This is a genomic window from Mycobacterium sp. NPDC049093 (assembly GCF_040704635.1).
GTDB lineage: Bacteria > Actinomycetota > Actinomycetes > Mycobacteriales > Mycobacteriaceae > Mycobacterium.
In genome coordinates this window covers 169,764-183,656 of record NZ_JBEZJS010000004.1, presented here as the reverse complement: position 1 = coordinate 183,656, position 13,893 = coordinate 169,764, and the positions used below count along the sequence as shown (strand labels likewise).

Below are 13,893 nucleotides of genomic sequence, written 5' to 3'. Positions count from 1 at the left end.
CGCCGCAGAGCTAGGCTCGCGGGGTGCTCATTGCGATCGAGGGTGTCGACGGCGCAGGCAAACGTACGTTGACGGGTGGCCTGCGGTCCGCGTTCGAGGCCGACCACCTCTCCGTCGGCACCCTGGCGTTCCCGCGCTATCACCGCTCGGTGCCCGCGGACCTGGCCGCCGAGGCGCTGCACGGCGCCCACGGCGATCTGGCCGAATCCGTCTACGCGATGGCCACCCTGTTCGCGCTCGACCGCGCCGGTGCCCGGGACGAGATCGAACATCTCCAGGCGGCCTATGACGTCGTCATCCTGGATCGCTACGTGGCGTCCAACGCCGCCTACAGCGCGGCCCGGCTCCACCAGGGCGCCGACGGGGAGGCGGTGGCCTGGGTGCGTGAGCTCGAGTTCGACCGCCTCAAACTCCCCAGCCCGGATTGGCAGATTCTGCTCGACGTCCCGACCGAGCTGGCTGCTGCGCGGGCCGAGCATCGCGCCAACACCGAGGCCGACCGCGCCAAGGACGCCTACGAGCGCGACGGCGGGCTGCAACAGCGCACCGGTGCGGTGTATGCCGCGCTGGCAGCCGCCGACTGGTGCGGCCGATGGGCGGTCGCGGGCCCCGATGTGGACCCAGCGGCCTTGGCGAGGCGGCTAAGCAGCAGATAAAGCGGAGAAACCCGCGTGTGGTACCCCGGTTTTATCGCGATCGGGTGACACCATGGACACCATGAGGCAAAGGATCCTTGTCGTCGACGACGACCCATCGCTGGCCGAGATGCTCACCATCGTCTTGCGTGGTGAAGGATTCGACACCGCGGTCATCGGCGATGGCAGCCAGGCGCTGACAGCGGTCCGCGAATTGCGGCCTGACCTGGTCCTGTTGGATCTGATGCTGCCCGGCATGAACGGGATCGACGTGTGCCGGGTGCTCCGTGCCGACTCCGGCGTGCCCATCGTCATGCTGACGGCCAAGACCGACACTGTTGACGTGGTACTCGGCCTGGAGTCCGGCGCCGACGACTACGTGATGAAGCCTTTCAAGCCGAAGGAGCTGGTGGCCCGGGTGCGCGCGCGTCTGCGCCGCAACGAGGACGAGCCTGCCGAGCTGCTCTCGATCAACGATGTCGAGATCGACGTGCCCGCCCACAAGGTGACCCGGCAGGGCGAGCAGATTTCGCTGACACCGCTGGAGTTCGACCTGCTGGTGGCGCTGGCACGCAAACCACGCCAGGTGTTTACTCGTGATGTGCTGCTCGAACAGGTGTGGGGATATCGCCACCCCGCTGACACCCGTTTGGTGAACGTGCATGTCCAGCGGTTGCGGGCCAAGGTCGAGAAAGACCCGGAGAACCCGCAGGTGGTATTGACCGTTCGAGGAGTGGGATACAAGGCCGGACCGCCGTGACAGGACGGCTCGCCGTCGCCGTAACGCTCACCGCCCGGCGGTGGCCGTGATCTTCAGCTCCAGGCGCCGCATCCGTGGCCGCTGGGGAGGTTCTGGTCCGCTGTTGCGCGGATTGGGGACGCTCGGACGGGCAGTGAGCCTGGTCTGGCGCCGTTCGCTGCAACTGCGGGTCGTGACGCTGACCCTGGGGCTCTCGCTCGCCGTCATCCTGGTGCTCGGCTTCGTGCTGACCAGCCAGATCACCGACCGGATCCTCGAGGTCAAGGTCAAGGCCGCCACCGAGGAGGTGGAACGGGCCCGCGTCACGGTCGGCGGCATCGTCGGCGGTGAGGAGAGCCGGTCGCTCGACAGCAGTCTGCAGTTGGCCCGGAACACCCTGATCGATCGCAAGGCCGACGCTCGAGCGGATGTGGCCGGTGCGTTCGACGCGGTGCTCATGGTCCCCGGCGACGGGCCGCGCGAAGCCGCTGCGGCCGGGCCGGTGCAACAGGTGCCCAAGGCGCTACGTGACTTCGTCAAGGCCGGACAGGTCAGCTACCAGTACACCCCGGTCGCCACCGATGCGTTCTCCGGTCCTGCGCTGATCGTCGGCAGCCCGGCGTCCTCGTCGGTGCCCAATCTTGAGCTGTACCTGATCTTTCCGCTGAACAACGAGGAAAGCACCATCTCCCTGGTGCGCGGCACCATGGCGACCGGCGGCGTGGTGCTGCTCGGTCTGCTGGCGGCGATCGCTCTGGTGGTGGCCCGTCAGATCGTGCAGCCGGTCCGGTCCGCCTCGCGGATCGCCGAGCGGTTCGCTGAGGGCCACCTGACCGAGCGGATGCCGGTGCGCGGCGAGGACGACATGGCCCGGCTCGCGGTGTCGTTCAACGACATGGCCGAGAGTCTGTCGCGCCAAATCCAGCAGCTCGAGGAATTCGGAAACCTGCAGCGCCGCTTCACCTCTGACGTCAGCCATGAACTGCGGACCCCGCTGACCACGGTGCGCATGGCCGCCGACCTGATCCACGATCACAGCGAGGACCTCGACCCCGCCCTGCGCCGGTCTACCGAGCTCATGGTCAACGAGTTGGACCGGTTCGAGACCCTGCTGGCCGACCTCCTGGAGATCTCCCGCCACGACGCCGGCGTGGCCGAGCTGTCGGTGGAGTCGGTGGATCTGCGGACGACGGTGCAGAGCGCGCTGGACAACGTCGGACACCTGGCGGCCGATGCCGAGGTCGAGCTCGACGTCAACATGCCGGGTGACGAGGTGATCGCCGAGGTGGATCCGCGTCGGGTGGAACGCATCCTGCGCAACCTCATCGCCAACGCCATCGACCACGCCGAACGCAAACCGGTGCGCATCCGGATGGCTGCCGACGAGGACACCGTCGCCGTCACCGTGCGCGATTACGGTGTCGGCCTGCGTCCCGGCGAGGAGAAGCTGGTGTTCAGCCGGTTCTGGCGGTCCGACCCGTCCCGGGTGCGCCGCTCCGGTGGCACCGGCCTGGGCCTGGCCATCAGCATCGAGGATGCGCGCCTGCACCAGGGCCGGTTGGAGGCCTGGGGTGAACCCGGCAAGGGAGCCTGCTTCCGTCTGACGCTGCCCCTGGTACGCGGCCACAAGGTGACCACCAGCCCGCTGCCGCTGAAACCTGCTTCGCAGCAGCAGAAGTCGCGCCAGCGTCCCAACCGCGACCGCGAGCATGCGGAGGAGAACGTGTGAAGCGCCTACTGACGGTGGTGGTCGTCGGTCTGGTAGTTCTGGTGTCCGGATGCGCCGGAATTCCGAATTCGTCCTCCCCTCAAGCGATCGGCACCGTCGACCGGCCGGCGCCACCGAACCTGCCGAAACCGGCGCCGGGCATGGACCCCGACGTTCTCCTGCGCGAATTCCTCAAGGCCACCGCCGATCCCGCGAACCGGCACCTCGCGGCCCGGCAGTTCCTCACCGAGTCGGCGTCCAGCTCGTGGGACGACGCCGGCAGCGCACTGCTGCTCGACCGGGTGGTGTTCGTCGAAACCCGTGGCGCGGACCGGGTTTCGGTGAGCATGCGGGCAGACATCCTGGGATCCCTGTCCGACATGGGGGTGTTCGAGACCGGGGAGGGGGCACTGCCCGACCCCGGCCCGATCGAGCTGGTCCAGACTCCGGCCGGTTGGCGCATCGACCGGCTGCCCAACGGGGTTTTCCTTGACTGGCAACAGTTTCAGTCCACCTACAAGCGCAACACGCTCTACTTCGTCGACCCGACCGGAACCACGGTCGTACCGGACCCGCGTTATGTCGCGGTGTCCGATCCCGACCAGTTGGCCACCGAACTGATCTCCAAACTGGTTTCCGGACCTCGCCCGGAGATCGCCAGGGCCGTGCGTAATCTGCTCGACGCACCATTGCGGCTGCGTGGTCCGGTCACCCGGGCCGACGGTGGAAAGACCGGAGTGGGGCGCGGCTACGGCGGCGCCCGAATCGACCTCGAGAACCTCTCGACCACCGATCCGCACAGCAGGCAACTGCTCGCCGCACAGATCATCTGGACCCTGTCGCGGGCCGGGATCAGTGGGCCTTACGTGATCAACGTCGACGGTGCCCCGCTGGACGACCGGTTCGCCGACGGCTGGGAGACCTCCGACGTCGCGGCCACCGACCCGGGGGCGGTGCCCGGCGCGGCCGCCGGCCTGCACGCACTGGTCGGCGGATCGCTGGTGGCGTTGGACGGGCAGAGCACCACCCGTGTGCCCGGCGCGTTCGGTTCGGCACCCAATCAGAAGTCGGCAGCGGTGTCGCGCAATGGTCAGGATGCGGCGTCAGTCGTCGTGTTGCCCGATGCCCCGGAGGCGACGGCCGCCTCGCTGTGGATGGGCCCGCTGGGAGGCCCCACCGCGATGGCCATCGAGGGCCGCACCCTGAGCCGGCCGAGCTGGTCGCTGGACCAGGCCGTGTGGGTGGTGGTCGACGACGTCAACGTGGTCCGCGCCATCCGCGACGCGTCCGGTGTGCCCGCCCGTATCCCCGTCGACGCGGCGGCCGTGGTCACCCGATATCCCGGCCCCATCACCGAACTGCAGCTGTCGCGGGACGGCACCCGCGCGGCGATGGTGATCGGTGGGCAGGTGATCCTGGCCGGGATCGAGCGGACACCGGAAGGCCAGTTCCTGCTGACCTATCCGCGGCGCCTCGGCTTCGGCCTGGGCAACACGGTGGTGTCGCTTTCCTGGCGTACCGGCGACGACATCGTGGTCAGCCGGACCGATCCGGCGCACCCGGTGTCCTACGTCAATCTCGACGGGGTGAACTCGGACGGGCCCAGCCGCAATCTGCAGGTCCCGGTGGGCATGGTGGCCGCGAATCCGTCGACGGTCTACGTCGCCGACCAGCGCGGGGTGATGCAGTTGTCCGCATCGGTCAGTGAGGACAACCCCGGGTGGGTCGAGGTGCGGCCGCTGATGGTTCCCGGCTCGTTGCCCGTGCTGCCGGGTTGATTCGTCGGCGGACTCCTTCGGCGCGCACCGCGCCATCGCGCACCGTGCCGGTTTCTACGTGAGGGTTGTGCCGCGGCGCTCGTCGCGAGCCTGCGGTGGAAATCGGCGGCGATGGGGCGAAGAACGGCTGCGCAGTTGTCGCCATTTTCGACCTGTGGGCTGTGCCGCGGCGCGCGTCGCGACCCTGCGGTGGAAATCGACGGCGAAGCGACGGGCATGCGACGAAGCGCGGCGGGCAAGCACCGCGCTCAATCGCCGGCCGAGCCCGGCGAAGATGTCGGCCCCGACGCGCAGACTGCCGGCATGCTCGACCTCATCCTGCCGCTGGAGTGCGGTGGCTGTGGGGCACCGTCGACCAGGTGGTGTGCGACGTGTGCCGCGCAGCTGAGCGTCGGCGAGGACGAGCCGCACCTGGTCACTCCGCGAACCGATCCGGGAGTTCCGGTGTTTGCCCTGGGCCGCCACGCCGGTATCCGCCGGCGCGCCATCGTGGCGGCCAAGGAACACGGCCGCAGCGACCTGATCGTCCCGCTGGCCGGCGCGCTGAATGCCGGCCTGCAGCATCTGCTGACCTGGGGCGTCATCGGCACGCCGGTGACACTGGTCCCGGCCCCCACCCGTCTCGTCGCGGCGCGTCGGCGCGGTGGTGACCCGGTCCGCCGGATCGCCACGGCGGCGGTCGCCGGTCTACCGGGTGTCGGTGTGGTGCCCGCGCTGCGCCTGCGGCCGTGGGTGCGGGATTCGGTGGGCCTGTCGGGCGCCGCGCGCCAGCGCAACATCGCCGGCCGCGTGCGTCTGATCAGACCGGTCGCGGGTGAAGTGGTGCTGGTCGACGACATCGTCACCACCGGAGCCACGGCGGCCGAATCGGTGCGGATGCTTACCACTTCGGGGGCCGACGTGGCTGTTGTACTGGCGATTTCACACGCCTGACGCGCGCGTCATTTCGCCGAGATCAAACCCACATGAAGAACTGAGAACACGTATTTGAAATTGGTGGCACGAGTGGGTGAACACGGACTACCGTCGGCAGCAACCACCCGTGAACGACTCACGGCGGCGCCCCCGGAACGCGGCGCCACTTCACTGCCAAACGGTAGGAGGTGAGTACCCGACACCTTTCGCCGATGGGTGGAGCAAACTATTCGGCCCATCGGCACCATCTCGATTCGTTGAGAAGTAGGGCACGCGTGAACGCGTGTGACAACTGAGAGAAACGAGTTGCCGAGTATGTCAACCCATTCCCCGGACACAAGCGCCACCATGGTGGTCGACCCCGACGAGCAGGTCGGCGACACCACCCCGGAGCCGAACGCAGAGGTCGTGGTCAAAGGTCGAAACGTCGAAGTTCCCGATCACTTCCGTATCTACGTCTCGGAGAAGTTGTCGCGCCTGGAGCGGTTCGACCGCACCATCTACCTGTTCGACGTCGAACTCGACCACGAACGTAACCGCCGTCAGCGCAAAAACTGCCAGCACGTCGAGATCACGGCCCGCGGCCGTGGCCCGGTGGTGCGCGGCGAGGCCTGCGCAGACAGCTTCTATGCGGCCCTGGAATCAGCGGCCGGCAAACTCGAAAGCAGGCTCCGCAAGAGCAAGGACCGCCGCAAGATCCACTACGGCGACAAGACCCCGGTCTCGCTGGCCGAAGCAACCGCGCACGAGACGCTGTTCGAGCAGCAGCCGACCGCGACGGCCGATGCCGGATTGTCGGATGGTCTCGACGACCATGAGCCGGGCCGGATCGTACGGACCAAAGAACACCCGGCGAAGCCGATGACCGTCGACGACGCCCTCTATGAGATGGAGCTGGTCGGCCACGATTTCTTCCTGTTCCAAGACAAGGAGAGCGACCGCCCGTCGGTGGTGTATCGCCGCCACGCCTACGACTACGGGCTGATCCGTCTGGCCTGACCGCCAGAAGGCGCAGAATCGCACCTCGGAGCATTCCGGGGTGCGATTTTGTCTCTTCGCGCCAGCAGAACCAGCGACTTCGACCGGTCACCTACGATGGACGTCAACTAAGCCCGTGCGATCCCGCCCACGGGATCCATCGAACCCACAGGGGAAATAGCGTGCTGTCGAAGTTGCTCCGTCTCGGTGAAGGCCGCATGGTCAAGCGCCTCAAGAAGGTGGCCGACTATGTCGACACCTTGTCCGACGACATGGAGAAGCTCTCGGACGCCGAGCTGCGCGGCAAGACCGACGAGTTCAAGAAGCGCATCGCCGATGGCGAGGACCTCGACGACCTGCTGCCCGAGGCGTTCGCGGTGGCCCGTGAGGCGGCGTGGCGCGTGCTGTCCCAAAAGCACTTCGAGGTCCAGATCATGGGCGGCGCGGCGCTGCACTTCGGCAACGTCGCCGAGATGAAGACCGGTGAGGGCAAGACCCTGACCGCGGTGCTGCCGGCCTACCTCAACGCGCTGTCCGGCGAGGGCGTGCACGTGGTTACGGTCAACGACTACCTGGCCAAACGCGACAGCGAGTGGATGGGCCGCGTGCACCGGTTCCTGGGCCTGGAGGTCGGCGTCATCCTCTCGGGCCTGACCCCGGAGGAGCGCAGGACGGCGTACCACGCCGACATCACCTACGGCACCAACAACGAGTTCGGGTTCGACTACCTGCGCGACAACATGGCGCACTCCACCGAGGACATGGTCCAGCGTGGCCACAACTTCGCGATCGTGGACGAGGTCGACTCGATCCTCATCGACGAGGCCCGTACCCCGCTGATCATCTCGGGCCCCGCCGACGGCGCCTCCAACTGGTACAGCGAGTTCGCCCGGCTGGCCCCGTTGATGGAGAAGGACACCCACTACGAGGTCGACATCCGCAAGCGCACCATCGGCGTGCACGAGCTGGGCGTGGAGTTCGTCGAGGACCAGTTGGGCATCGAGAACCTCTACGAGGCGGCCAACTCGCCGCTGGTCAGCTACCTGAACAACGCCATCAAGGCCAAGGAGCTGTTCCAGCGCGACAAGGACTACATCGTCCGCGACGGCGAGGTGCTCATCGTCGACGAGTTCACCGGCCGTGTTCTGCTGGGACGCCGCTACAACGAGGGCATGCACCAGGCGATCGAGGCCAAAGAGCACGTCGAGATCAAGGCCGAGAACCAGACACTGGCCACCATCACGCTGCAGAACTACTTCCGGCTCTACGACAAGCTGTCCGGCATGACCGGTACGGCCGAGACCGAGGCCGCCGAGCTGCACGAGATCTACAAGCTGGGTGTGGTGCCGATCCCCACCAACAAGCCGATGGTCCGTGCCGATCAGGGCGACCTGATCTACAAGACCGAGGAAGCCAAGTACATCGCGGTCGTCGACGACGTGTCCGAGCGCTATGAAAAGGGTCAGCCGGTGCTGATCGGTACCACCAGCGTCGAGCGCTCCGAGTACCTGTCGCGGCAGTTCACCAAGCGCAAGATTCCGCACAACGTCCTGAACGCGAAGTACCACGAGCAGGAGGCGAACATCATCGCCGAGGCCGGCCGGCTCGGCGCCATCACGGTCGCCACCAACATGGCCGGTCGTGGTACGGACATCGTGCTCGGCGGCAACGCCGACTTCCTGGCCGACAAGCGGCTGCGCGAAAAGGGCCTGGATCCGGTGGAGACTCCGGAGGAGTACGAGGCCGCCTGGGACGACACCCTCACGGCCATCAAGGAAGAGGCCAACAAGGAGGCCGAGAAGGTCACCGAGGCCGGTGGGCTGTATGTGCTGGGCACCGAGCGTCATGAGTCCCGGCGTATCGACAACCAGCTGCGCGGCCGCTCGGGCCGCCAGGGCGACCCAGGCGAGTCCCGGTTCTACCTGTCGCTGGGTGACGAGTTGATGCGACGGTTCAACGGCGCGACCCTGGAGTCGCTGCTGACGAGGCTGAACCTGCCCGACGATGTGCCGATCGAGGCCAAGATGGTGACCCGCGCGATCAAGAGCGCGCAGACCCAGGTCGAGCAGCAGAACTTCGAGGTCCGCAAGAACGTCCTCAAGTACGACGAGGTGATGAACCAGCAGCGCAAGGTCATCTACAAGGAGCGGCGGATGCTCCTGGAGGGCGAGAACCTCCAGGAACAGGCCCACGACATGCTCGTCGACGTGATCACCGCCTACGTCGACGGTGCCACCGCCGAGGGTTATGCCGAGGACTGGGATCTGGCCAAGCTGTGGGAGGCGCTCAAGACGCTGTACCCGGTGGGCATCGACCACCACGACCTGGTCGATTCCGATGCGGTGGGCGAGCCCGGTGAGCTGACCCGTGACGAGTTGCTCGAAGCACTGGTCGCCGACGCCGACCGTGCCTACGCCGAGCGCGAGAAGCAGCTCGAGGAACTGGCGGGCGAGGGGGCCATGCGCCAGCTGGAGCGCAACGTCCTGCTCAACGTGATCGACCGCAAGTGGCGCGAGCACCTCTACGAGATGGACTACCTCAAGGAGGGCATCGGCCTGCGCGCGATGGCGCAGCGCGATCCGCTGGTCGAGTACCAGCGCGAGGGCTACGACATGTTCGTCGGCATGCTCGACGCGCTCAAGGAGGAGTCGGTCGGATTCCTGTTCAACGTCCAGGTCGAGGCTGTGCCTTCGCAGCCGAGCACCCAGGTGGCACCGGTGGCCGCCCCCAGCGGGCTGGCCGAGTTCGCCGCGGCCGCCGCAGCGAAGGCCGGTGAGGCCACCGCCGCAGACGCGGAGTCGGGTGCGGTGGCGACCAAGGAGCGCCCGGCACCTGCATTGCGCGCCAAGGGCATCGAGAACGACGCTCCGCCGCTGACCTACACCGGACCGTCCGAGGACGGAACCGCGGAGGTGCAGCGGTCCGGCGGTGGCGGGAAGCATGCCGCGTCCTCCGGTGGTGGCACACGGCGCGAGCGGCGCGAAGCAGCCCGCAAGCAGGCCAAGACCGGCCGGCCGTCGAAGTCGCACCGCAAGGGTTAACCCAACTGCAGCGCAGTGAGTTGCCAACGGCCACTGCGCAATTCGATACGCCCGGCGATGGCGCGTACGCGCGCCCCGCGGGTATAGGTGGCGAACAGCTCGGCGGCCTCGGGTGAGGCTGCCGGGCGTAACCCCACCCGACGCAGGCTGGCGGTGGTGACGTGCCGGGATGTGGCGGAGGCGACGACCGCGTCCAGCAACAGCTGGCTCATCAGTGATTTCAGCTGAGACGGCGGCCTGCGCCGGTCGACGACCTCAAGGACCCGGCGCAGGGCCATGTCGGCGAATTGCGCCGCGCCGGGGTGCAATTGGCGTTCGGGTTCGGGGCTGACCAGCCGCAACCGGCGCGGGCTGTGCCCGTGCAGCACGGTCGGGGCCGGGCAAGCGGCGGCGGCAGGTACGTCAGGCGGTGGGCCGCCCAGTGGCAGCGCCGGCGGCTCGCAGTCGATGACGGGTGCGGTCAGCGGCTGCACAGCGCGTTTCGGGGTGGTCACAGGCAACCTCCAGCGGTCGGCATCACGGACGACATCTGCTGGAGAGGTGCAGACCTACCCATGATCGCATGGGTTCGGCGTGCCGAAAGCACGGATAATCCGGCGCTCGGTTTCTCCGGTTAGCGTGACGAGAGTCGTCGAACCAGGGAGAACAGAATGGTTCAGCCCAGCATCGATTGGCCGGCCGAGCCGCTGCGCTCGCTGGTGTGGACGCTGCAGGCGTGGGTGATCACGTTCGTGGTGTTCCTCGTCGTGGCAGTGCTCATCGCCAGGTTCACCCGGTGGGGACAACAGTTCTGGCGCGTCAACGCACCGTTCTTCACCGGCGCGGGTAGTTGGCGCACCTGGGCGCTGCTGGCGTTCATCCTGTGGCACACCGTGTATGCGGCGCGGGTGGTGGTCATTTTCACCTACCAGTACGCGGACCTGATGAATGCGGTGCAGGCCGGTTCGGAGGCACTCGCCACCCACGACGACGCGAAACTCGACGCCGCGCGCCAGGCGTTCATGACGTCGTTTGCGATCAGCGGGATTCTGGTGGCGCTCACCGTCATCTACACCGTTGTCGACCTGTTCCTGCGCCGCGTCTTCTCGATCCATTGGCGGGTCTGGCTCAACGCCCGGCTGGTCGACGACTGGATGGCCGGCGATGCGTTCTACCGCAACCGCTTTCTTGATGCGCCGGTGGAGAACCCTGATCAGCGCATCCAGACCGACGTCGAGACCTTCACCACCAAATCGGTCGACCTGAGCATCGGCGCGGTGAGCAAGTCTTTGTTGATCGTCATGTTCACCGGGGTGTTGTGGCAACTATCAGGGCCATTGCAGTTGGGCGGCTGGGTGATTCCGCGGGCGATGGTCTTCGTGGCGTTCATCTTCTCGATCACGGTGACGGTCATCGCGTTCTGGATCGGCCGCCCCCTGGTCCGGCTGAACTTCCTCAACGAACGGTTCAGCGCCAGTTTCCGCTATGCGCTGGTGCGGTTGCGCGACAGTGCCGAGCGCGTTGCGTTCTACCGAGGTGGGGAGCGTGAACGGAAACTGCTGCACTCCCGGTTCGCCGAGATCATCGCCAACATGTGGCGAATCGTGTTCGCGCAGTTGCGCCTCAACGGCTGGAACCGCGGGGTCGGAGACGTGACGACGGGCATGATCCCCTACATCGTGCAGGCGCCGCGGTTCTTTGCCGGTCAGATCACGCTCGGCGGTCTGCTGCAGACGGTTGCGGCGTTCGGAAATGTCTGTGGCGCAATGTCGTTCTTCCGGGACAGCTATGACGAGTTCACCGTCTACCGGGCTGCCCTGATGCGCATCGATCAGATGCTCGAGAGTGATCACCGGGCCCGGGAGCTGCCCCGGATCTCGGTCGCGGCCACCCGTGATTCGCTGGCGCTCACGGAGGTACAGGTCGACGACCTGCAGGGGCGTCCGCTGATCGCGGATCTGTCGATGGTGCTGAACCCGGGTGACAGCGTGGTGGTCAAGGGGCCGTCCGGGTGCGGTAAGACGACCCTGCTGCGCAGCCTGGCCGAGTTGTGGCCGAGGGCCCGGGGACTGGCGGAGTATCCGTACGGGTGGTCGACGCTGTTCCTGCCCCAACTGCCGTACCTGCCGCTGGGCGACCTGCGGGCCTCGGTGGTGTACCCGTTGCCGATTGCCGATGTGGGCGACAGCGAACTGCGGGACACCTTGCGCGCGGTGGCCCTCGGGCATCTGACCGAGCGCCTGGACGAGGAGGCCGACTGGGCGTCGGTGCTGTCCCTGGGCGAGCAGCAGCGGGTGTCCTTTGCGCGGGTGCTGCTGGTCCGTCCGCGGGTGGTGTTCCTCGACGAGTCGACCTCCGCTTTGGACGAGGGACTGGAGGACGCCATGTATGGGCTGGTGCGGGAACGGTTACCCGACTGTGTGGTGGTCAGTGTGGGGCACCGGTCCACCATCGACCGGCATCACCGGTCACGGTTGCAGTTGGAGGGCAGTGGGCGCTGGGAGCTCTCGGTGATCCCGGGATGAACTCTCAGTAGCTCCGGCGTGAAATTGACGCGCGGTAGCACCCGTGATGCGGAGCAGCAGATTCGCCGGTTAACGTGACGGGTTCAAGGGAGCGAGAAGGGGAGGTTGGCGCCGCATGGTGAACAGGCTGTCGGCGTCCGACGCAGCGTTCTTCCATCTGGAGAACACGGCTACGCCGATGTATGTGGGGTCCTTGTCGATCCTGCGCAAGCCGCGGGCCGGCTTGAGTTACGAGACCCTGCTGGAGACCGTCGAGCACCGGCTGCCGCAGATCCCTCGCTACCGGCAGAAGGTGCGTGAGGTGACGCTGGGCCTGGCCCGGCCGGTGTGGGTGGACGACCGGGATTTCGACATCACCTATCACATTCGGCGCTCGGCGCTGCCGTCTCCGGGAAGCGACGCGCAGCTGCACGACCTGATCGCCCGGCTCGGCTCGCGGCCGCTGGACCGGACCCGTCCGCTGTGGGAGATGTACCTGGTCGAAGGGTTGACCAAGAACCGCATCGCCATCTACACCAAGACGCACCAGGCCCTGGTCAACGGGATGACCGCGCTCGAGATCGGGCACGTGATCGTCGATCGCGCGCAGAAGCCGCCGGAGTTCGGCGAGGACATCTGGATCCCGGCCCGCGAACCCAGCGACCGTCAGTTGATGCTCGGTGCGATCGGGGAGTGGATCACCCGCCCGACCACCCAGCTCGCGGCCTTGCGTGACACGGTGACCGAGGTGGCCACCAGTGCCAGCGAACTGGCGGCGGTGGGCCGTCGCGTTGCCGATGTGGCCCGCACGGTCGCCCGCGGCACGGCCCCGAGCAGTCCGCTCAACACCACGGTCTCGCGCAACCGCAGGTTCTCGGTGGACGAGCATCGGCTGGAGGACTACCGACTGGTGCGGGCCCGCTACAACTGCGACATCAACGACGTCGTCCTCGCTGTGGTGGCCGGCGCGCTGCGCAACTGGCTGCTGTCCCGGGGGGAACCGGTCACCCCGACCACCACCGTCCGGGCGATGGCGCCGATGTCGGTGTACCCGGATGCCGAACTGGACTCCACGGGACCGGGCCAGGCCATCAGCGAGGTGTCGCCGTTCCTGGTCGACCTCCCGGTCGGCGAGGGCAATGCGGTGGTGCGGCTGTCGCAGATCGCCCACGCCACCGAATCTCATTCCACCGCAGCCAGCCTGGTCGATGCGCGCACCATCGTGACACTGTCCGGGTTCGCGCCGCCGACCTTGCACGCCATGGGTATTCGGGTGGCGACAGGTTTCTCGGCGCGGCTGTTCAACCTGCTGATCACCAACGTGCCCGGGGCCCAGAAGCAGATGTATGTCGCGGGCACCAAGTTGCTGGAGACGTACGCGGTGCCGCCGTTGCTGCAGAACCAGGTGCTGGCCATCGGGGTCACGTCGTACAACGGCATGTTGTACTTCGGGATCAACGCCGACCGGGACGCGATGAGCGACGTCGACGTGTTGCCGAGCCTGTTCCGCGAATCCCTCGAAGAGTTGCTCGAGGCGGCGAGATAAACCCGGCACGACGCGTGGGCTGTTTGACCTGAGCTGCAATTCGCGGTCTGATGAATTGATCATGCCAGCT

10 protein-coding genes are annotated in these 13,893 nt (G+C 67.1%); 9 read left to right on the top strand and 1 reads right to left on the bottom strand.

The window, feature by feature from the left end; translation table 11 throughout:
- The first annotated feature begins 23 nt into the window (after window positions 1–23).
- The 7 genes from AB0876_RS16395 to secA all read left to right on the top strand — a co-directional run bounded on the left by AB0876_RS16395 (window position 24) and on the right by secA (window position 9,794).
- Window positions 24–656, top strand: a complete 633-nt coding sequence (locus tag AB0876_RS16395; RefSeq protein WP_526042417.1) for a dTMP kinase — start codon at window positions 24–26, stop codon at window positions 654–656.
- A 52-nt stretch (window positions 657–708) separates the two neighbouring features.
- On the top strand, window positions 709–1,395 hold the full coding sequence (gene mtrA, locus AB0876_RS16390) for a two-component system response regulator MtrA (protein ID WP_019343547.1): 687 nt from the start codon (window positions 709–711) through the stop codon (window positions 1,393–1,395).
- Window positions 1,396–1,441: 46 nt separating this feature from the next.
- Complete coding sequence (gene mtrB, locus AB0876_RS16385) at window positions 1,442–3,103, top strand: MtrAB system histidine kinase MtrB (protein ID WP_064886498.1); 1,662 nt, start codon at window positions 1,442–1,444, stop codon at window positions 3,101–3,103.
- Window positions 3,100–4,860, top strand: coding sequence for an MtrAB system accessory lipoprotein LpqB (gene lpqB / locus AB0876_RS16380; RefSeq protein WP_491838239.1), 1,761 nt, complete (start codon window positions 3,100–3,102; stop codon window positions 4,858–4,860). The genes mtrB and lpqB overlap by 4 nt, the downstream gene beginning before the upstream one ends.
- A gap of 303 nt (window positions 4,861–5,163) precedes the next feature.
- A complete protein-coding gene (locus tag AB0876_RS16375) occupies window positions 5,164–5,793 on the top strand; it encodes a ComF family protein (protein ID WP_491839299.1) in 630 nt (209 codons plus the stop codon).
- Between the two features lie 330 nt (window positions 5,794–6,123).
- Window positions 6,124–6,774 (top strand): ribosome hibernation-promoting factor, HPF/YfiA family, encoded by a 651-nt coding sequence (hpf, locus tag AB0876_RS16370; protein WP_526042759.1) that lies wholly within the window; start codon window positions 6,124–6,126, stop codon window positions 6,772–6,774.
- Window positions 6,775–6,935: 161 nt separating this feature from the next.
- Entirely contained in the window at window positions 6,936–9,794 is a 2,859-nt protein-coding gene (gene secA, locus AB0876_RS16365; protein WP_491838241.1) for a preprotein translocase subunit SecA, read from the top strand.
- Here the strand turns inward: secA and AB0876_RS16360 are convergent.
- Window positions 9,791–10,288 carry an Rv3235 family protein gene (locus tag AB0876_RS16360; RefSeq protein ID WP_491838242.1) on the bottom strand — a complete coding sequence of 166 codons (498 nt, stop codon included), beginning with the start codon at window positions 10,286–10,288 and terminating at the stop codon, window positions 9,791–9,793. The two genes, secA and AB0876_RS16360, sit on opposite strands and share 4 nt — an antisense overlap.
- A 156-nt stretch (window positions 10,289–10,444) precedes the next feature.
- Between AB0876_RS16360 and AB0876_RS16355 the strand changes: the two genes are divergently transcribed.
- Complete coding sequence (locus AB0876_RS16355) at window positions 10,445–12,298, top strand: ABC transporter ATP-binding protein/permease (protein WP_491838243.1); 1,854 nt, start codon at window positions 10,445–10,447, stop codon at window positions 12,296–12,298.
- A 115-nt stretch (window positions 12,299–12,413) separates the two neighbouring features.
- Window positions 12,414–13,823: a WS/DGAT/MGAT family O-acyltransferase gene (locus AB0876_RS16350; RefSeq protein ID WP_064929018.1), complete on the top strand. Its 1,410-nt coding sequence runs from the start codon at window positions 12,414–12,416 to the stop codon at window positions 13,821–13,823.
- Window positions 13,824–13,893 lie beyond the last annotated feature (70 nt).